8 protein-coding genes are annotated in these 22,965 nt (G+C 34.1%); 1 reads left to right on the forward strand and 7 read right to left on the reverse strand.

What is annotated here, in order from left to right:
• Positions 1-43: 43 nt before the first annotated feature.
• The 7 genes from DOK76_RS11220 to DOK76_RS11250 all read right to left on the reverse strand — a co-directional run bounded on the left by DOK76_RS11220 (position 44) and on the right by DOK76_RS11250 (position 22,115).
• Entirely contained in the window at positions 44-11,452 is an 11,409-nt protein-coding gene (locus tag DOK76_RS11220; RefSeq protein ID WP_206967809.1) for a Cna B-type domain-containing protein, read from the reverse strand.
• A gap of 374 nt (positions 11,453-11,826) precedes the next feature.
• Positions 11,827-14,184 (reverse strand): beta-glucosidase family protein, encoded by a 2,358-nt coding sequence (locus DOK76_RS11225; RefSeq protein WP_206967811.1) that lies wholly within the window; start codon positions 14,182-14,184, stop codon positions 11,827-11,829.
• Between the two features lie 67 nt (positions 14,185-14,251).
• Positions 14,252-17,014, reverse strand: a complete 2,763-nt coding sequence (locus DOK76_RS11230; protein WP_206967813.1) for a glycoside hydrolase family 3 protein — start codon at positions 17,012-17,014, stop codon at positions 14,252-14,254.
• A gap of 136 nt (positions 17,015-17,150) precedes the next feature.
• Positions 17,151-19,382 (reverse strand): helix-turn-helix transcriptional regulator, encoded by a 2,232-nt coding sequence (locus DOK76_RS11235; protein WP_206967815.1) that lies wholly within the window; start codon positions 19,380-19,382, stop codon positions 17,151-17,153.
• Between the two features lie 91 nt (positions 19,383-19,473).
• Positions 19,474-19,848 (reverse strand): RidA family protein, encoded by a 375-nt coding sequence (locus tag DOK76_RS11240; protein WP_206967817.1) that lies wholly within the window; start codon positions 19,846-19,848, stop codon positions 19,474-19,476.
• A 1-nt stretch (position 19,849) separates the two neighbouring features.
• Positions 19,850-20,857, reverse strand: a complete 1,008-nt coding sequence (locus DOK76_RS11245; protein ID WP_206967819.1) for a sugar phosphate isomerase/epimerase family protein — start codon at positions 20,855-20,857, stop codon at positions 19,850-19,852.
• Between the two features lies 1 nt (position 20,858).
• Entirely contained in the window at positions 20,859-22,115 is a 1,257-nt protein-coding gene (locus DOK76_RS11250; protein WP_206967821.1) for an MFS transporter, read from the reverse strand.
• A gap of 144 nt (positions 22,116-22,259) precedes the next feature.
• Here DOK76_RS11250 and DOK76_RS11255 point away from each other — a divergent pair, with 144 nt between their 5' ends.
• Positions 22,260-22,916, forward strand: coding sequence for a helix-turn-helix transcriptional regulator (locus DOK76_RS11255; RefSeq protein ID WP_206967822.1), 657 nt, complete (start codon positions 22,260-22,262; stop codon positions 22,914-22,916).
• Positions 22,917-22,965 lie beyond the last annotated feature (49 nt).

Here is a 22,965-nt window from a genome sequence, read left to right on the forward strand (position 1 = left end):
AAGCTAGATTGAGACAGTTAGTGTCTTCAATCTAGCTTTTGTTTTACTGCTCTCTTCTACGGTATCCTAAGAAACCAACTAAGGTAATAACTGCTAATCCTATAAGAGAAGTCATGAAATGAGTTGTCACTTCTTCTCCAGTTTTCGGTAAAAATTGACCTTTCCCAGTAGTAGATGGATTTACTGGCGTATTAGGTCCAGGTTTTCCTGGTTCTGGCTTATCTGGATCTGTTGGGTCTTTCTCTAAAGTATTCGTAATAGTTGTGCCTTGTACACTAGTTGTATAACCTTTAACAGGCACTTCATTTACAGTATACGTATATTCTGTTAACTCGTCATCGTATTTTGGTAAATCTGTAAACTCATAAGACCAGTCACCTTCTTTATCAGCCTTGATTTTCTGTGTGTGATCTTTCAATAATTCACCATTTTGGTATAACTCAATTTGAATTGACTTTGGACGTGTATGATACTTATCATCTTCATCAACCCAGATTTTTTCTCCCTTAATGTTGGTTTTTTCAGTGTTTTGGTACGTATTATGAATGTTATTATCCGTTACTTCTCCCTGATAATCAATCACTTGATGTTCTTGTATCACGTAGTTAAATTCATTCAATTTCTCATCATATTTCGGTAAGTCCTCAAAGGCATAACTCCAAGCGCCTGTTTCATCAGCTTCAACCTTTTGAATCTTAAATGGTTTTTGGTCTGCTTGAATCACATTGTCATTAGGAGCTAATTGATACAATTCGACTAAAATGAAATCAGGACGTTTACCTAATTTGTCATTCTCATCATCCCACGTTTTAACACCTTCAACTTGCGTGATATCCGTATTTTGATATGTATTTGTAATAGTTGTTCCTTCTACATGACTTTCATAATGAGAAACAGGTTGTTCTTTCACCGTATAGGTATATTCATTAAGATCTTTATCATGTTTTGGAAGGTTTTTAAATGTGTATTTCCAATTACCGAATTTATTTGGTGTTACTTCTTGCGTTCTAAATGGTTTGTCTCCACCATTTTGATACAAATCAACTTTAATTGATTCAGGTCGACTAGATAGTTTATTACCAAAGTCGTCCCATTTCTTTTTGCCTTTAACTTTTGTTGTTTCAACGTTTTTATACGTGTTAACAATCGTTGTTCCTTCGACATAAGTATCATAATCAGCTACTTGATGCTCTTTTACCGTGTAGTCATATTCATTTAGTTCTTTATCATATTTAGGTAAATCCTTAAATTCATAAGACCAGTTTCCTTCTTTATCGGGCGTTACTTCCTGAGTAGCAAACGGCTCTTTAGCTTTGTTTTGATATAAATCTACTATGATTTTTTCAGGACGTTTACCTAATTTATCATCTAAATCATTCCATTGTTTTTCTCCATTTACCGTAACAACATCTGTGTTGTTATAAGTATTGGTGATGACAACGTTACCTTCAGATATCTCGACTTTCCCTTTATAATGAGCAACAGCTTCTTCCTCTACTGTGTAAGTATACTCATCATAATTATCATCATATTTAGGTAGAGTTTCAAAAGTATGTTCCCAGTTACCTTCAGCATCTGGTTTAATTATTTTAGTTTTATAAGGTTTTTTCCCTTGATTTTGATAAAGATTCACTTTGATTTTTTCTGGCCTTGATTCGATTTTGTTATCTTCATCAACCCATTTTTTCTTCACATGACGTTTGACCACTTCTTTATTTTGGTACGTATTCGTAATATCAAAGCCGTCTACACTACTAGTATAATCTGATACTGGTTGTTCTTTTACTGAGTAGCTGTATTCATTTAATTCTTTATCATATTTCGGTAAATCAGTAAACTCATATGACCAATCGCCTTCTTTAGTTGGCTTAACCGTTTGTGTTTTTTCTTCCATTAACTTGTCATTTTGATACAAGTCTACTTTGATTTCTTTTGGTCTTGTTTTGAGCTTGTTATCATGATCTACCCAAGTTTTCTTACCAATAACTTGAGTGACTTCTGTGTTGTTATAGGTATTTGTAATTCCTTGATCCGTTACCTCACTCGTGTAATGAGGTACAGTTTGCTCTTTGACCGTATAGTCATATAAATTGAGTTCACTATCGTATTTTGGTAACTCTTTAAATTCATACGACCATTGACCTAATTTATTTGGTTTAACAATTTGTGTCTTATCTGCCATTAAGTTGCCATTTTGATAAAGTTCCACAGTAATAGATTCTGGGCGGGTGTCTAATTTATTCTTTTCATCGACCCAGATTTTCTTACCTGTTAACTGAGTCAACTCTGTATTTTCATACGTGTTTACAATATTATGATCTATCACTTCACTTGTATAATGAGCAACTTCTTTTTCCTTAACAGTGTATTGATACTTCTCTAATTTATCATCGTATTTTGGTAACTCTTTAAATTCGTACGACCAGTCACCTTTAGCATCCGGCTCTACTATTTGTTTTTTTCCATGCATCAATTGACCGTTTTGATACAACTCAACTTCAATAGATTTAGGACGTGTGTTTAATTTGTTATCAAAATCAACCCAGATCTTCTTACCTGTTAGTTGAGTTAACTCTTCATTTCGGTACTTATTATGAACGTTCATGCCGTTAATGCTATTATCGTAATCAATTACTTCCTGCTCACGAATAGTGTATACATAATCATCTAGATTATCATCGTATTTTGGTAAATCCTTAAATTCATAGAACCAATTACCTTCATGATTGGCTTCTACTTTGGTGATGCGATAAGGACTTTGACCTTCAATAACTTCAGGAGCTTTTTTTGTTGTTTGATACAACTCTATGAATAGCTCATTTGGACGAGTCTCTAGCTTATTATTTTCATCATCCCAAAATTTAACGCCACTTAAATCAATCAGAGTTAAATTTTGATAAGTATTAGTTACCGTTGTACCATCAACAGTCGTTTCATAATGCTCAACAGGTTGCTCTTTAACAACGTATTCATAAGCGATTAACTCATCATTGAACTTTGGCAAGTCTTCAAATGAATAGTGCCAATCGCCTTCAGCATCAGGTGTTACTATCTGACTTGCTACAAAAATTTCTTCTCTGCTAGCATCGCTTGGGTCAATCTGATACAAATCAAGTCTAATACTTTCTGGGCGTGTGTTTAATTTATCATTAACATCATTCTTCCAAATTTTTTGACCAATCACTTCTGTCAAATCCGTATTGTCATATGTATTAGTAATATTCATCTGACCAGTAATAGGATCAATCTCTACTTGAGAATTATAATGAGGAACCTTCATCTCTTTTACTTTGTAATCATATTCATTTAAGTTTTTATCGTATTTAGGTAACTCATTAAACTCATAATGCCATTGACCATTTTCATCAGACATTACTTTTTGATACTTAATTGGAATCAATTTATTGTTACGATGTAGATTTACTACAATACTCTCAGGTCTAGAGTGAAGAATATCTTGGTGATCATCCCAAATCTTATCCCCTTGAACATTCACCATACTTTTGTTTTGGTACGTGTTAACAATTGTATGATTATCAAGCACTTTGGAATCATAATCTTTTACAGGAACTTCTTTAACTGAATAATGGTACTCATCTAAGTTCTCATCATATTTTGGTAGATTAGTAAAGGCATAACTCCAGTTGCCATTTTCGTCAGCTTTAAATGTTTCTGTCTTGAATGGTTTCTCGTTCTCGTTTTGATACAATTCAACATCAATTGAGTCAGGGCGAGTGTTTAATTTGTTATTTTGGTCAAGCCACTCTTTATCTCCACTAATCTCTGTTACTTCATCATTTTTATAGGTATTTTCAATAACAAATCCATTAACAGTTGAGTCATAATGAGGGACGTTTACTTCTTTAACTGTATATTGATATTCATTTAAATGTTCATCATATTTTGGTAAATTAGTAAACAAGTAGTTCCAATTTCCTCTAATGTCAGGTTTAACAACTTTAGTCTTATAAGGTTTTTTACCTTCATTTTGATACAGTTCAACAGTGATACTTTCAGGTCGTGAGTTAACTTTGTTACCTTGGTCATTCCACACTTTTTTGCCTGACACCCAAGTCGTCTTAGAATTGTTATACGTGTTTACCACATCATTATTAACAATTTCTGTCACATAACCTGGGACTTGTTCCTCTTTAACTGAGTAAACAAACTCATCTCCGTTTTCATCGTATTTTGGTAAGTTATCAAAACGATATTTCCAGAAAGTAGTAACACTCACTTCTTGCGTCACGATTTGATCATTTTCATCAAGCATTGGTTGCCCATTTTGATAAAGAATAATCGTTACTTCATTTGGACGCTTACCTAATTTATTTTGTTCATCTTCCCAATCTTTGATACCTTCAATAAAAGTTGTATCATCTTTATGAATCCATTTATTGATAAAGTTCGGCTCACCTTGAACTTCTTCATAGTCTTTAACGACTTCTTCTTTTACACTGTACTCAATCGGGTTGCCATCTTTATCGTAGACAGGTAACTCTTTAAACGCATATGTCCAACCAGTTTTTTCAGACATTTCTTGAGTCATATCTGTTTTTTCAGAGCCTTTGTAAAGGGTCACTTTAATTTTTTCTGGACGTGAGTCGTATTTATTATCAAAATCATCCCACTCTTTGCTTCCAGAGAGTTGTGTTTTTTCAGTATTTACATAGGTGTTATTAATATCATACCCTGTAATTTCTGCCACATCTTCAATACTCTCAGTTGGCTTTGTGATAGTTGTTTCGTATCCTTGAACATCTTTTTCTAGAACACGGTAATCAATCACTTCACCCTCATCATCATAAACCGGGTATCCTTTACCTTCATTAGTAAATGAATAAGTCCAACCAGTTTCTTTTTTTGCTGTGGTTTCTTCGATTTTTTCATTTCCTCTAAGGAGATAGATCGTTACTTCATCAGGACGAGTATCAAACTTATCATCGTAGTCTTGCCATGTTTTTTTACCAGAGAACTTGATTCTCTTATCATTGACATACGTATTTTCAATTGTATGACCTTTTATTTTAGTGGTGTAATTTTCCACAGGGACTTCTTTAATAGTATAGTCATACTCTTTATGATCACTATCATATTTTGGTAAATCATTGAAAGCATACTGCCAACGTTTGTCTGACCCTTCAGAAACTTCCTGTTCCGTATATTCTTTATTGTTTTGTAGTAGTTTTACTGTAATTGTTTCAGGTCTTGTTTCAAACTTATCGTTGTAATCAATCCAAATTTTTTCACCCGAAACATCTACTGTATCTTTATTTTCATACGTATTAGTAATCGTTGTTCCTTCTACCTTAGATGTATAACCACTCGGTACATTAATCTCTTTCACCGTATAGACATAGGCATTCCCTTTGTTATCAAATTCAGGCAACTCCTTAAAGCTATAATGCCACTCGTCTGTGTCTCCTGAAATCCCTTTTCTATCGTATTCTTTTGTTCCTTGATATAAAACAACTTCTACAGATTTAGGACGACCCGGAAAATCATTATCTTTCCAAATCTTTTTACCACTAACATTTATTTTTGAGTCATTAATATACTCATTTGAAATATCATAACCTAGAACAACTGAGTTATAGCCCGGAACAGGAACTTCTTTAACAGAATAAGTATACTCTTCAAGGGTTTCTTCGTCATATTTAGGTTGATTTAAAAACTCGTATTCCCAATTTTTCAACTCGCTTGTTTCAACACTAGTTACTTTTTCTAATGGTTTTGTTGCTGTTTTTCTGTACAGTTCAATAGTTACTTTATCTGGTCGATGGCTCTCAAAACCTAAATCGTCCCACATTTTTTCACCTTTAATAGCTACTGTTTCAGTTTGATTCAGCGTATTTGTAATATTCATACCATCATAACTTGTATCGTAATTAGGAACGGGTTCTTCTCTCACTGTGTAGACATAATCTTTCATCGTTTCAGGATTCGTCTTTTCTAACTCCTCAAAACGATACGTCCACACGGGTTGATCTTTATCTGACTTAACTGTTTGTGCTTTATCTTTTAGTTCTACGTTGTCTTGATATAAATGAATGCGAATAGATTCTGGTCTGAATTGAGCATTTCCTTCAGGTTCAACCCAGGTTTTCTCACCTTCTAAATCAATTGTTCCTGTTTGGAGAACATTGTATAAATCATAGCCAACAGATACTGTTTCGTAATCAGCCTTCCAATCAATCGACTCTCGATCTTCAATAACACGATAAACAAAAGATTCCCCATTTTCATCTTGAACAGGTAAATCAGTAAATTCATAAGACCAATTTTCATCTTTAGTTACTTTTTGTTTGTCGCCTAGTTGTTTCCAATCAAGATCAGATTCGTTAACACCACTTTCTTGAATAGCTTGCTCTAAGATGACATAAATTGCATCTGGTCTTGTACTTTCTGTTTGATCTTTCCAATGTTTCTTTCCTTTAATAGTAACTAGTAAACTTGAATCATATATATTAGTAATATCATAACCATCAACAATGGATTCATATCCTGGTATAGCTGTTTTTTCTTTTACTTCATAGATATAGTCGTCGCCTTTACTATCTGTTACAGGTAAGTCTGTAAACTCATACTTCCAATGACCGTTATTATCTGGTGTCACTGTGATTGTTTCTTTTACTGCACTGTTTTGTAATAAAGTGACTTCAATTTTTTCTGGACGAACACCTTCTGTGTCGTTCTCCCATCTCTTCTCTCCACTAATCGTTGTTTTATCAGGTTCTTTTTTCGTATTAGTGATGTTATTGTTGCTATCAACTTCAGACTCATAACCTGGAACATTTACTTCTTTAACAGTGTAATCAATCTCGTTATTTTGATCGTCATACTTATCTAAGTCAACAAATTCATACTCCCAATCGTTTCTTGCCGATGTCGTAACGGATTGTAGTACTTTATTTTTATCTGTTCCATACAGTTCCACTGTGATTTCATCTGGACGATCATACTCGGTATCTTTTTTCCACGTCTTTTTACCTTTAATTTCTGTTTTAAGTTTAGGTAAAGTATTAGTGATTGTTGTTCCCTTTGATGTTTGTTCATATAGGCTATCTGACATTAAGATTTCTTTAACATAGTAATGATTTTCTCTGCCCTTTTCATCAAATTTAGGTAGGTCTTCAAAAACGTACTCCCACTCATCAGCATGAGCATCTCCACTGATATCTGCTTCATCAACTAAAATTGGATTTTCAACATTTTCATAATTAACACGATAAAGGAACACATAAATGTACTCTGGTCGCGTATCAAATATATTTTGCGAGTCATCCCACAATTTAACAACAGGAATATTGACAAGAGGTTCTTCTGTCCATGTATTGATAATGTTATTTTCTGCATCTACTTCGGGTACATAGCCTTCTGGGACATTTTCTTCTTTTACGGTATACACATTTTCCTCAGAAGAATTTTCTTGATACTTTGGTAATTCTGTAAATGAATAAGTCCAATTTGGACCCTTTACTTCTTGTGTTAATTCTGTTTCCTCACTATTTTTGATTAATCTAACGCGAATACTATCAGGGCGAACTTCGTTATTGTCACCAATCCATTTCTTCTCTCCCGAAACACTAACTAGCTCTTCTTTTTTATAAGTATTCGTTATATCAAACTCGGAATAACTTACGTCATAAACTGATGGTACATTTTTTTCTTCTACTGTATATGTGTAGTCATTGCCAAACTCATCTTGTTTATCTAAATCATTAAACTCATAGGCCCAAGAATCATCAGCTGTAATTATTTGATGGTCATAGTAGGCACCATTTTGTTTTAATTCAATTGTGATACTTTCAGGACGAAGATATTCATTATCTCCAACCCATCTCTTCTGACCCTTAATATTGATTTTTTCAAAGTCTACTGGTTCATCAATCTTTGTATTAATGACATCAGTTCCCTCAACAATAGACTCATACTTATCCGAAACATTAAGTTCTTTCACACTATACTCATAGTCAATTCCTGTTTGGTCATTCACTTTAGGTAAATCGTTAAACTCATACTCCCAAGAATCGCCTTTTGTTACTGTAATCGACTCTCCAAAGTCATTGCCATCTTGAAGTAATTGAATCTCAACTTTTTCTGGTCGATCACTAGCTTCATCATTTCGCCAGATTTTTTTACCCGTTAGATGAGTTGTTTTAGTTATAAAGGTATTGGTAATTGTTCCACCACTGATATGAGACTCATAACCTTCAACGGCTACTTCCTCAATAGAATAGTCAATAGTGGTGCCATTTTCTTTTTCAGGTAACTGCCTAAAAGTTCCTTGGTAGTGATTAGCTTCATTTAATACCATTGATTCTTTTCGATCACCATTAGCTAATAACCATACAGTGATTTCTGGTGTTTCCATATAATTTGGAACATTTTTCCATTTTTTCTCAACAGGGAATTCAACAAAATTTTCAGATCCTACTTTAGGATTACTAACTAACTCTTCAATAGTTGTTGTTTCTTCTGTCGTCACTGTAATCACGCGACCATTAGCCATCTCACTACTAATGTCATATCCTTCAGGCGCTTTTGTTTCAACTAGTAAATAATCGCCTTTAGTCAATCTAGTAAATAAAGCTTCACCTTCATGAGATGTGACTTGTTTATCAACTATTTTACTCTCATCTTTTTCAGTTCCTCTATAAAGAGTAAATTCAGCACCTGGTAAAACACGACTGTTGTCTTCTTCTGAAACTTTAATGACATTTAAGTCTCTCACTTTACCCTCAATAATCCCTGAACTCTCAGAAACCTTTACTTTTACTGTTTTAGTAATTGGCTTGTCTGTCTTTATTACACGGTCCGCTGTAATTCTCACGCTATTACTAACAGTTTGATCACTTCCTAAAGCTGTTCCGTCTGGGAAAAATAGGAATCCTTGATACGTTAAAATTAGATGTTGATCTACTCGATCACGCATCCTTATGGTAAATGAACGTTCTGTATACTCTAAATCATAATCCACGCCTTCAAGTAAAGGAGTCTGTGTAAAGGCATCTTTTATTTCAATTGTTTCTTTAATAACTTTCTGATTTTCCCAGCTTTCATCATAAATAACTAAATTATCTAGTTTGTGACCATACGGATTAATATCAATCGTCCAATCGATTAATTTATCATTTTGCTCATTTTGCTTTCCTTGTTTTCTCAACACATAGTCATTAGCATTATCAATTGTTAGACTGGCTGTTGCTTCTTTTTCATCTGTGTAATCATCACTATAGTACGCCGTATTGTAAATAGGTTGCTCTAGTATTTCCATCTTATCTTTTAACTGCGTTCTAAAAATAATTCTTTGTTTATTGTTTGCTTCTTTTAGTTTTCTGACTTCTAATTGATTCTCTTCTTCATTAAATGTAATCTCTGGTTTGTAATGACTTTGCCATGCCCCATCCATAAAGTCATACTTAACAGAACCTTCAACAAAGGTTTGATTATCTAAAATGGGATCTCTTAATAAATTATTTGGTGCAACAGGTACCTTAGTTGAGTTGTTAATTAAAACAGTCCATTCAATTTCTTTTGATTCAGGAATGTATCTACCTGATTTAGATAAACCAATTTCTCCAACTTGTATTGGGTCATAAGAAGTGCTCGCTTCGTCTTCTTTTTCGCTACCTTTAATTGTGTAGTGATAAACAGCTTTATTACGTTGAGTTGTGTTTCGGTCGACATTTGTTTGATACGTGATTTCAAAATCATCACTTGTTTTGTGATTGTACTCAAGCGTAAATCCAACAACTTCTCCTTTTTCATTTTTGTCCCAGTCAAGTTCATACTCAGAAGGATGGACTGTTGCTCCTGTGTATTTATTCTTAACATTTAATGTACTTTGTCTAATCGAACCAGAGTCAACTCTATCAGTGACCCACCATCTATCTAAGCTCTTGTTTTCTGGGTTAATATGTAGGGTCCAAATAGCACCATTTTGATCGGCTTCTCTAACTTTTTTAATGATACTACTTGTCTCATCTCCACCACCTTCGCCACCTTCTCCATCTTCTCCGTCACCACCTGGTGTGACTGGTTGAATCACTTCTTTTTCTTGCTCTTTAGCAATGACTTTATTTTTAACAGAGTTTTTGATTGGTGCATTTGGAGGATTTGGAATAGGTGTTGTATCAATAACTTTTGTTTCATATCTAATATAAACAGGTTCTTTTACATCAGTTTCAAATTGAAAATCAAAAGACTGCTTATTAGTAGCAACATCTACACGGTGTTTTAAACTTGGTTCTACTGTCATCGAGTTATCCACTAGGGTCCCATTTGTAATCTCATCATGGAAATAAGCATCTTCCTCTTTAATATGAAAACCACCTGGATTATAAGTAACTAACCAAGAAATAGTTTGATTGTCACGATCATAGTGTTCTACTTTTTTATCAATTATTGAATGACTTCCACTATTGGTTTCAGCAGAAGCACTTTCACCAATATCTTGCCCATCAATTGTGGCTTTTAAGCGAATGGTATTTCTAACTGTATTTGAAATACCAAATTCAAAAGGGGTATTCAAGTAAATCACATAAGGCTCATCGATTGAATCAAAACCTAAATCAATATTTCCATTTGAGTCAAAGGTTTTATTTTTTAATGACACTTCTTCATCGTGCTCAAAAACATCACCATTTAATTTCACATCAGCTTTAACCATCTTTTCAATATTAATACTTTCAGCGATGGCAGTTCCACCACCGATTTCTTTCGTTTCTTCCCATAATTCAAGTTGTCTCATTTTCTGATACTTAGGATTAATCAATGCTTTCCATCGATAGGTAAACCCTTCATTTCCTAAGTACTCTTTTTGGATATAGGAATCATGTTCCCCTTTCACATAAATAATCGTGTCTCCACCATCAACTACATAAGGAAAATCAATCTCATAACCACCTGGAATATGAATCGTTTTTTCTTCAAATTTAACTGTAAAAGCAAGTTTACCATCGACGTCATCATGAGTCTTAACATTTTCATTAAACGTCATAATCACGTGTCCATTTTTTTCAGCGATAAAATCACCATAAATTGCACCGTTATCTGGGTCAACTAAAGGACCAGTTTGAACACTTGTTAATTGAATGTCTTCAGAATCAGGTAGATCAAATTCAAAGTAATCACCTGCTTCAACTTCTTTTCCTAATTGATCTGGAATTCGAAATACGTATTCAATATTAAAGGCTTCACCGACTTTTAAAGGTCTTGATTCAGTGATATCCTCATTATTTCCATCCTTATCCTTTACAACCATCTTCACACTTGTAAAAATAGTTGGGTTACCATATTTGTCTTTCTCAAGAAGATAAGCACTTGGCTTTTCAATGATACTCTCTCCTGTTGCTGCAAAGGCTTGAATCGTGCTAACTGAAGTCATAAACTGAGTTAAAATCCCCATTAACATAACAGTTAGCATAAAAACCGGTTTTTTGTTTTTCATCTCTTTTCCCCCATTATTTTTATTTTCCATTTACTTTTAATCTACTGTTTATTAAAAACCTCACAAATGATACCATTTGTTCATAAAAGGTACAATATAATGTTATTAATTTTAATTATAATTAAATAAATAGCGCTCGTTACTGTTTAAACCCCATCACAACACTCTTTAATTGATACTAGTTCAAATTTCGAATTGAAAGCTCTTTTTTTAGTGATACATAACACAAACTAAAAGAATAGGTTGTCTCTTACATAGTTATTTAATGACTGAATTAAGATCAAAAGAAATTCATTTTAACTTTATTAAACAAAAACAAAAAAACTTGCTTAGCAACAAACACTTTATAAGTGACTGTTACGAAGCAAGTTAGATTAACCTTTTTTCTTTTTATTTTTGTTTAACACATTTAAATAACCTTTTACCATCTTGTTACTAATTTTACCACCTGTAAACCGTTCAATTTGTCTAAATGGCATGTTAATAACAAAATACATATTATTCGACCAAATCGGGTTGTCTATTAACATAAAGCCATTTTTAACACCTGCTACAACACCATAAGTTGTCTTACCTAGCCAGTGTTTCGAACGTGCTTGAGCAATCGTATCATTCATTCCTAAAGACTTATCTCTATCCCAAAGAGGAGCAGGCGGCTTGTGGCCAAGTAAACGCGTGTACTCAACATCTGAAATTTTCTCTAATTCACCAGAATAGTAATGTGGAAATTGTTTTTCTGAGTACTCATACAGTTTTTCTTCGCCTTCAATCTCAATCGTTCCAAATAAACGCGTATCAAGAAGTGAAGCTCCGATATGAATGCCGTAAGTACCAGCTTCAACTAACCATTTTTTCTCATGGATACTATAGAAACTAAAATCTCTTTCAGATAAATCAAACTGGACACGTTTGCTTTCACCTACTTCTAGATGAATTTTCTCAAAGCCTTTTAATTCTCGTTTTGCTCTAAAAATCTGAGAGTCCTCTTTTTCAACATATAATTGAACAATTTCACTTCCAGCAACCTCTCCTGTATTTGTCACAGTTAAAGAAACGGACTGACCAGAAATCATTAAGTTTTCATAAGCAAAAGTTGTGTAAGATAAGCCAAAACCAAAAGGAAAGAGAACTTCTTTCTTAAAGGTATCAAAGTAACGATAACCAATAAATAAACCTTCTCGATGCTCTGCGGTAACTTCTTTTCCAGGATAGAATGGAGCAGACGGTGTATCTTCATAAGTGATAGGATAAGTTTCTGACAATTTACCACTTGGGTTTGTTTTACCTAGTAAGACGTTGCAAATAGCCTCAGCTCCACCTTGTCCTGCTAAATACGTGTGAAGTACACTTCGCACCTGGTTAATAAATGGCATCTCAATCACGCCACCACCAGCAATGATCAAAACAATATTTGGATTAACTTGACTAATCGCATCAATCAAATGTAGTTGATTTTCTGGTAAGGACAGATGAGCTCGGTCTATCCCTTCTGCCTCAGCACTTTCATCTAATCCAACGAATAATAGAACTGTTTCAACCTGTTGACTTAATTCGACTGCTTCCTTCACTAATTTTTCTTTTGTTTTCCCTCTTCTTAAAAATCCTTTGGCATAACCTGAAATAGCTAACTCTGAATTAGACAATACCTCTAAAGCATTAGGTAATTTCGTTGGGTTAATTAATGAGCTACCCGCTCCTTGATATCTTGGTTCTTTGGCAAAGTCACCTATAATTCCAATAGATTGCTTATCTTTGATTGGTAGTAGCTTGTTGCCATTTTTTAGTAATACCAATGACTCACTAGCAACTGCCACAGCCTTTTGATGTTGCTCTTCTAAATCAACTTCTATTTGTTTCTCTACAACTTGTGAGGTATCAAAAATAAGTGTTAACAATTGAGACACCGCTTCATCTAACACTCTTTCTTCTAAGAAACCTTCTTTAACAGCCTTAACAATTTCCAAATCTGTAATACCATTTGTGGCTGGCATTTCTAATTGATTATGAGCTTTAAGTCCAGCTACTCGGTCATTATTGCCACCCCAGTCTGTAACCACTACTCCCTCATATCCCCATTCATCAAATAAAATCTCATTCATTAAATGAGTATGCTCGTTGGCAAATTCTCCGTTTACTTGATTATAAGAGGACATCAATGTCTTTGTATGGCCTTCTTTAACAACCTTTTCAAAAGCTGGTAAATAAATTTCTCGTAGACTTCTTTCATCTACAATTTCATCTATTGTCATACGCATATGTTCTTGACTGTTCACAGCATAGTGCTTGGGACAAGCTGATATACCTTGAGACTGCATACCTTTCACCATGGCAACTCCCAGTTCACCCGTTAAATAAGGATCTTCTGAAAAATACTCAAAGTTACGTCCACATAAAGGATTACGCTTGATATTGATACCTGGTCCAAGTAACACACTCACATTTTCTTTGACACATTCTTGACCTAGAGCTTCTCCCATAGAGTAAATAAGCTCTCTATCCCAACTATTTGCAATTGTTGCGGCAGTTGGAAAACACGTTGCAGGAATACTTTTATTCAGTCCTAAATGGTCTGCTTTTCCCGCTTGCTTCCTTACCCCATGAGGACCATCTGTCATCATAATAGATGGAATACCTAAACGCTCTATAGCTTTTGTGTTCCAAAAATTCTCACCCGACATAAGAGACGCTTTTTCCTCTAAGGTCATTTGGTTAATTAATTTTATATGCTTCATCTTTCCACCTCTTATTCTAGTCAGAAACAAGGTTGACTGCTTTAGCCAACCTTGTTTCTATTCTTAATTAGTCAAATAAATACGTTTGTAAAATTGAATACATCACATTTTTAACACTTGTTTGTAGACCTACTGTAATACCTGATGGATCCACTTTATAGGCTTTTTCTAAACGTTTTTTATTAGCTGATTTTGACATAATATCAAGCATTAAGTCATTACCAGAGACAACGGCTTTATCGGCATGCATGAAACCAAAGACCGCATCACTTGAAACCATTCCTTCAAATCCCCACTCATCTCTCAATAAGTCATTTAAAAGAATTGAGTTAGCTCCAGCCCACTGACCATTGATGTAACTAAAACTAGACATAGTTGCAATGTTTTGACCTTCTTTTACACTAATTTCAAAAGGTCTTAAGTGAACTTCACGCATCGCTTGTTCGTTTGACCAGACATAAAGACCACTTCGTGCATGTGTTTCTTGATCATTCATCGCAAAATGTTTCATGAAGACCATGACACCTTGATCTTGTGTTCCTCTTGTAACAGCTGAAGCCATTTTACCTGATAGTAAAGGATCCTCTGAGAAGTACTCGAAGTTTCTTCCGCCTTTAGCAGTTCGGTGAATATTCATCGCTGGTGCGTACCAACCGTTTACTCCCATGGCTTTTGCTTCTTTACCTACAGCTGCTCCCATGTCGTAAGCTAACTCATCATTCCAAGTAGAAGATAAGACAACTTCTGTTGGATAAGAAGCAGCCTCTACTGGTTTGAAGAAGAAGTTAATGCCTGCTGGGCCATCTAAAAGGACTGTTGAAGGAACACCTAAACGGTCAACAGGATTTGTTTTATATGCTCCTTGTGTATAGAAATTCATTAATTCTTCGATAGTAAATTGAGACATAAACGTTTGCCACTTAGGATCGTCATAAGCAACACCTTTTAAATCAGCTAACTTAATTTCTTTATCTACACCCACTTCTGGCATATCTAATTTTGAATCAGTCGTCTTCTTATTAGACTCTTCTAAAACAAAGTCTGGCGCGGTATGATTGATGTCTTTATCGCTTGGATAAGTCTTATCCCAATCTTGACGTGATAAATATGTCATATCTTCTGTGTCACTATTTTCAAATAGGTTCTTAATCTCAGTTCCTGTTGCACTATCTTGTTTAATGACTAATTTTTCTTTTTGATTAAACGTTTCTGTTGCGACAATATCATGGACATTTTTACCTAACTTAATTTGATAATCTCCTTGATCTAACACAAAAGCCTGCTCTTTATTCATGTCATAAGAAGACATATCGTTTGTACTATAAGTCAAGGTAACAACTTCTTTTTCACCTGGTTTAAGAGATTTTGTTTTTTGGTAAGCGCCTAATTCAATCGCTGCTTTCTCAATTTCTCCTGGGTAATAAGGAGCTGAGTAGTAAAGTTGAACCACATCTTTCCCTTCAACATTACCTGTATTAGTTACTTCGACATCCATAGAAATCGTTTCTTGATTAAAATCTTTTTTCACTATTTTCCAATCAAAATCAGTGTAACTTAGACCATAACCATATGGGTATTGAACGGCTTTTTGATACGCCTCTTCTTGACCTTCGTAATAAGTTTCATAGAAGCGATAACCGATATAAATCCCCTCTTCATAGTTAATAAAGTTTTTATCCAAGTTATCATAAGCATAGCTACCAAAGTTTTCTGTTGCTGGCGCTGAATCAACATCATAAGCATAGGTATCCACTAAACGACCCGACGGATTTGTTTTACCTGCTAAGACATTTCCTAATGAACGAGCCCCATAAGGACCAGGTGTCCCTGTCCAAACAATTGACTTGATTTGTGGGTATTCTTCTAAAAGACCTAATTCTAATGTATTACCAGCATTAACCACTACAGTAACATTCTCAAATTCCTTAGTTACTTTTTTAATCAATGCTTCCATATTTTTAGTGATTTTTAAATCTTCAGAAGACATATCACTACTTTCAACTCCTGAGCTGGCAATCACAATCAAAGCATTGTCAGAGTAATCTTTTGCTTGTTTCATTGCTTCATCTGTTAAATAAGCTACTTCAGGCTCATCATGATCCCCTTTTGATGTCATTGATTTAACAATTTGCATTAAACCAAAAGCACCTGTATCTTGTTCTTTGACTTCTGGTAACCCTTCATAAAAACTCTTAAGTTCTTTGTTATAAGAAATACCTGCATCTTCTAATCCTTGGTATAAATTAATTGCTCTTGAAGTATCTGAACCACCTGAACCACCGCCACCATAACGGAAGTTAAATGATGACACACCAAAGACATTTGTTTTCTTATCTTTTAATGGCAAAGAGTCTCCTTCATTTTTTAAGAGAACAATTCCTTCATCAGCAATTTTTTCTGATAAAGCTTCTCCTTCTTCTCGAGCTAATTTTCCTTCTTTAGTTCCAGTTTTTAGCTCAATTCCTTTTCCTGACATAGTATCTGCCATATCCATAACAGTTGGACCAAATTTCACAACCACTGTCCCAACTAAAAGGGCAGCAATTGACCAACCAATGGCTCTTTGAGGACGTCTTTTAATTTTTTTATAGATTTTTTGCTCTTTTTTAGCCATTTTTTTCTCTGTTTTATCTAAGGAAGCAATTTCTTTTTTTCGCGCTTGTTTCTTTTCTTTTTCAGTTGCTTTTAATTGCGCTTTAGCTTCTTTTCGCTCTCCTTCAGGCAGCTGATTGATAGCTTCTTTTCTTTGCTTCATCTCATTTTTATCTTGTTTAACTTGCTCAACAATTCTCTTTTTCCTAACTGAACGTTTATTGTTCCACTCTTTCAACACAATTCCCCCTTGTTCTTTATACATTCATTTTAGTAAAACGTTTCCATTTGTTCGTGAAAAAAATTGTTATTATTATAAAAAAATATTGCTATTAGTTAGTTATTAAAATAACTCTAATAGCAATATTTTACAGTCAATCTATTTTACTAATCTCACAATAAGAAATACCAAAAATTGGTAATTTAAGAACAATATCTATGCCGTTACTAATCTTTTCTACCTTCATTTTAAGAGTAGGTTGTGTCACTTCATCAATATAACGAATTAAATCTGATGACAATTTTTCACTATTGGCTATATTATAGTAATCTTTTTGACTCATTTTTTGATCAGGTGTTATTTTTTGTTCGACAATTTGATAGGTCCCTTTTAACTCTTGGAGTTTGATTTTCAAACTCATTGTCGCTTCTTGCTCGTCAGACACTGTGTTACCAAAAAGGTTTTCAAGGACTTCATTTTCTGGATAGATAGCCAGTAGCCGGTAATTATCGCCTTGCTTAGTTATCACGCAGAATTCATTATTAAAAATAATGCCACTAAATAATTTACTTCTAAACTGATACGCGTACCACATATCACGTCTAATATTGTTTTCATTTAGAAGTGACAAACTACTTGCCATACTTTTTGGAAAATAGGTAAACAATGGTTTTCCTTTTAAAGAAAGTGGCTCAAACGAGGTGTATGATTGATTTAAGCGGTGCATAAAAGGCCAAAGCATTTGATTAGCATAGACTAAATCCATAAATCCTTGATAGTAGGTATCTTCTTCTAATCGACTCATTCTTTTAACTAAATCACTCTGTAACTCAATATTTTTATTCTCACTAATAATATCTAGATACTTCGTTTCTGTTAGTAATTCAATAATCGCTTCATAAGAATAGCCCTTTACTCGTGCTAAATCATCTATAATATACGCAACATCTTCACCTACTTGTTCCACTTCCAAATCTGGTTGCACAGGCAAATGAATAAGTGTGCATCCGATACCTCTAAAATGAGAAATGACGTTTTTTACAGGATGACATAATTTACCAGAATTCTCAAATTCATAGAAACAACGAAATTCGACTCGCCACTCCAACATGCACCTAAATTCACGATGTAAATCATTGACAAGACAACGATAGATGTCAGAAAACGTGTCACCAGAACCTCCTAATTCTTCTAAATAGTCATAGTCAAGAAAACTAATTTGAAAATATGGAAGCAGCCCTCTATCTAACAAAGCATGAAGATGATTAAATAAACAGGTTTCATCATAGGAGAATTTACCTCGATTGACTTTTAGCTTAATCAGCCCTAATAAGTTAGTCACAGATACATAACGAGTCAGGGACATCTTTTGAATCTTATCCAGTTGTTCAACAAAGTTTTCCTCATTAACTCTAACAAACAAATTAGACTGAGGCATTGGTTTATTATCTGTATTTGGGTAAATATTAACTTCTATTTCTTTTGTATGCTTCTTATTTAATTGAGACACACCGTCTATTCCAGCATAATCATTTAAAATTTGAATGGCCGCTAGCTCTTTAATCAGGACATCTTCTTTTAGGTCAACCTCGATTAATTGTCTTTCTTGCCTATAGGCTAAAGGTGTTAGACCATATTTTTGTTTAAAGCCCTCACTAAAAGATCTGACGTTTGGAAAACCTGTCTCATTAGCAATATCGATCATAGACCGAGTTGTCTTTTCTACTAAAGCATGACTATGAATCAAACGAATTTCTTTTATGTAGTTTCCTACAGTAAGCCCTACTTGCTCTTTAAAACTATGAGCTAGGTAATACTTACTTAAGAAAAAAGTTTCAGATAGGCTATCTAGGGAAATATCTTCAGCATAATTTAAGTTAATGTAATCGATTATCTCTCTTGATTTTTGACTCAATTCTTTTAACTTATTATCTGTTCGATTTCGATTAGAATGAGGCAAATAGCGTTGAAATAGTCCTCTCAACCGATAGACATATCCTTCTATTATATCTTCAAAACCTTGTTGTTTCGTTTGCGTCTCAATAAAAATAGTTGCTAAGGCATGGGATATTTTATCATAAGCTTCTTTCATGTAGCTAGGTGATAAAGGATTTCTTAATTGATAGCGTGCAGTGGAGTTCACTTGGGTCACTAAAACATGATTACTTCCATCTCCAACAAAGCCAAATAAATCATAACGATTGATTAAGTAGATGTCTCCTTCTTTCAAATAAATCACACGACCATTGTGTAACACCTCAAAATTTCCAGATAAAACAAAAAAAATCGTTGTTGATAAATTAGCTTCCAACGCTTTATCTACTATGGAAATAACTTCCATGGACAATCGTTGACGCATTAATACAGCTCCTGTTTGCGACTCCATCACACCACCCCTTTTTTCTTATGATAGCATATTCTTCATAAGAAAAGGACAAGATACTAAGGTGTTATCCTCAGTATCTTGTCCTTAATTATTATTTAACAGCGATTGCTTCAATTTCAATTTTTGCATCCTTTGGTAGCTTAGAAATTTCTACTGTGCTACGGCTTGGGAACGGCTCGCTAAAGTAGCTCCCGTAAACCTCATTAGCAATAGCAAAATCATTCATATCGGCTAAAAAGATAGTTGTTTTAACAACATCATCCATTGTTAGGCCTGATTCAGCTAAGATTGATTTAATGTTATTTAAGCTTTCTTTCGCTTGCTCAGCTACATCTTCTGGCATAACTCCTGTTTCTCCGTTAATTGGTAATTGACCTGAAACAAATACTAATCCTTCAGTAGCAACTCCTTGTGAGTATGGTCCAATCGCTTGGGGTGCTTTTGTTGTGTTAATTTGTTTTTTCATTTTACTTGTTACCTCTTTCTAAATCTTTGTATTTTTCTCTAAGTCCTTTAACATAAGCAACACTTGCATCAGCATCTCTTTTTTGTACCTCTAACAAGTATTCCAAATTTTCAGGACTCGGTTTATAAGTATGTAATGGTGCAGCAATCTCAGGATCAATATAAGGATTTTCAATTTGAAAAGCTCCTTCTCCTAAGTATTCAACACCACCTGTGCCTAGCGGACGTTTAAACGTAGACACATAAGGATGACACATCTCAATATTGATTCTTTCTAAAGAAGAATTCATAACTAACGTTTTATAACAATAGTCAGTATCTATATTACCATATCCAACTGGACAACCGCTAACACGTAAATACTTCCCATCTCGAATCACAATATGGTCTTTAAAGTGAGTTGATTTAGCGTACGGCGCTAACGTATCAACTGTAGTTTTAGGATCTTCCCAAGCCATCATGCCATTTCCAATATCACACAGACAGCCCACATGAGTAGAGCCAATTTCCTTAATTAATTTTACAACTTCTGTTGCGACTTCTTCTTCATGATTTTCAATAGCCAATTGAATATTTTTTTCTTTTAATAAAGGTTCAATTATTCTGATTTTCTCAATCCCAGCTTTTACTTTTTCAGGATCATAATTTCCTTTATTAATATAAGTACGGATTACATCAGCACCTAAGATTTCTGCTACTTCAATCACTTCTTCTAGGCGTTTTGTCTCCACACCCTTCATGTCTAACTCACAATACAAGCCGTGTTCATCTAATTTTTCTCGAATCGCTTGTAAATGAGCTTTGTCATTTGAACACAAACTTCCCCATACAGGATCAATCTGATATTCCTTGCATTTTTCTGTTGAAACCTCTTCTTCTGAATACTCCACAATATTAAATTGCGCCCCATCTAACCCATAAGCCACGACTTGATCAATAAAACCAAAAGCATCCATGCGACCATTTTGAAAATACATATGAAATGTTTCTGTTTCTAATCCAAGTTTCATCTTAATTAGCTCCTTTTTGTTTGTTCAAACGGTGTGTTAAGTAGTTACTGATAATAAATCCAACTACGGCAAACCCACTCATGATTAAAAAGACAACGCGGTAACCAGCCATACCACCAAAAGCATCAATCACTGCTCCGTATAAGGCAAAAGAGAAGATCGAAGGTGCATAACCAATTAAACAAGCTAGAGAAATCGCAGCACCACTGACTTCTTTTGGAATGTTGATTTCATCAATTGGCGCAAAGAAAATAGCTCTTTGTGTAAACACAATACTACCAATTAATAAGGTACAAGCCATTCCTAAATAAATGTTCATTGATGTATGAGGTAAAAAGGCAAAAATAGCAATCATAATAGCTGATAAAAGGAACGTAAATCTTAAATATTTCGTTGGCGATTTAAACACTTTATCTGTTACAATCCCACCAACTGGACCTCCGACCATTTTAAGTCCGTATTGATTAATAATTCCATACGCTCCAACAAGAGCTACTGGCATACCATAAATATCTTTTAGGAATGGAATAAAATAAGTTAACCCTGCATAAGTACCGTACACACAGAAAATCATAAATGAAGCAATCCAAAGTTCTGGCATTTTAAGTACTTGTTTCGCACCAGCCATTGCTTTTTTGTTTTTTTCTTGACTAGATTCTTCTGCTTTTTCTTCTTTTTCATCATCACCAACAGTAAAGAACACAATAATACCAGTAACAATAGTGACAATTGCAAAGAATAAAATCGCAATTCTAAAACTTGCCGCATTACTACCTAAATTAATAAACAATCCTAAAGCTGTGAAAGCAACTATCGTATCAACTACACCACGACCTGCTTCTAAGAAACCAAACAAACGACCTTGTTCACTAGAATCGCCTAAAAGTCGTACCGACTTGACTAACACCGGCCAGAAAAGTAAATCCGCAAAAAATGCCATAGCTGCCCATGAGGCTAAAATCCCCACATAACTTGGAAACGTTGCTAAGTAAAGACCTACAGCTCCAGTACCAATTAAACCTAAAGGCATTAACACTCTTCTTGAAAAACGGTCAGCCACATACATTGATACAAAATAACCTAATGTTTGTACAATTGCATAAACTGACATTGCCATACCAATTTGTGTATGGGTCAAACCAAAATATTCTTGCATAGGTACATAGAATGCATCTTTTAGTGAAGATAGCTTATAAATTGTACCACCTGCTAATACTAATACACCAAATGTTCCCCATTTTTTAAAATCTTTTTTCATGACGAAGCCCCCTAAATCACTTGATAATAAATTGTTATCGAATTCTAATAATAATTTATTATCATTGTAAACGGTCTCAGTTTAGAAGTCAACACTATTTAAAAAAAATATATTTTTGATATAATAATAAAGGAGGTGATAGAAATGACAGATAAATCAATCCTTACTTATTATGAAAATCTAGTACCCTTTCTTCATAATATTCTAGGACCAAATAGTGAAGTATTGCTACATGACGTGAGTTCACCTGATAGTTCTATTGTGGCTGTAGCAGGTAATCTAAGCAATCGAAAAATTGGTGGCCCGTTAACAAATATGGCTTTAAAACAAATTCAAGAAAAAAAATATTTAATTCAGGATAACTCTGGTACCTACAAATCTTTTACAATAGATGGCAAAGCCTGTCGTTCTTCTAGTTATTTTATCAAAGATGATAATAATAAATTATTAGGTATGCTTTGTATCAATATTCTTGTATCTGATTTAATCGATATTCAAGAAACACTTAATCAATTGATTGGTCTGCCTAAAGAGCAACACGAGGAGAATCATGATGCGAAATTAGGTGAAGATCATGAAAATTTAGGTCAAAGTATAGAAGAGTTATTAACTTCTTTAATAGACAGTGTCTTGATAAAGTATGATTTTTCAAAAGAACTCTCAATTGATAATAAAGTATCTATTATTACTGAACTCAATGAAAAAGGTGTCTTCTTACTTAAAGGTGGGGTCGCTGAGGTGGCTCATCGCATTGAAATGTCAGAACCAAGTGTTTATCGTTACTTATCTAAAATCAAATAAAAAAGATCAGGAAATAAAATATTTCCTGATCTCAGATTGAAGACAAACT

The organism is Candidatus Vagococcus giribetii, assembly GCF_017316185.1.
GTDB classification, from domain to species: domain Bacteria; phylum Bacillota; class Bacilli; order Lactobacillales; family Vagococcaceae; genus Vagococcus; species Vagococcus giribetii.

Excerpts from the sequence above, each read along its gene's own strand:
- DOK76_RS11250 (WP_206967821.1), bottom strand. The coding sequence starts at position 22,115 with ATGAAAAAAGATTTTAAAAAATGGGGAACATTTGGTGTATTAGTATTA.
- DOK76_RS11225 (WP_206967811.1), bottom strand. The coding sequence starts at position 14,184 with ATGAAGCATATAAAATTAATTAACCAAATGACCTTAGAGGAAAAAGCG.
- DOK76_RS11255 (WP_206967822.1), top strand. The coding sequence starts at position 22,260 with ATGACAGATAAATCAATCCTTACTTATTATGAAAATCTAGTACCCTTT.
- DOK76_RS11235 (WP_206967815.1), bottom strand. The coding sequence starts at position 19,382 with ATGGAGTCGCAAACAGGAGCTGTATTAATGCGTCAACGATTGTCCATG.
- DOK76_RS11220 (WP_206967809.1), bottom strand. The coding sequence starts at position 11,452 with ATGAAAAACAAAAAACCGGTTTTTATGCTAACTGTTATGTTAATGGGG.
- DOK76_RS11240 (WP_206967817.1), bottom strand. The coding sequence starts at position 19,848 with ATGAAAAAACAAATTAACACAACAAAAGCACCCCAAGCGATTGGACCA.
- DOK76_RS11245 (WP_206967819.1), bottom strand. The coding sequence starts at position 20,857 with ATGAAACTTGGATTAGAAACAGAAACATTTCATATGTATTTTCAAAAT.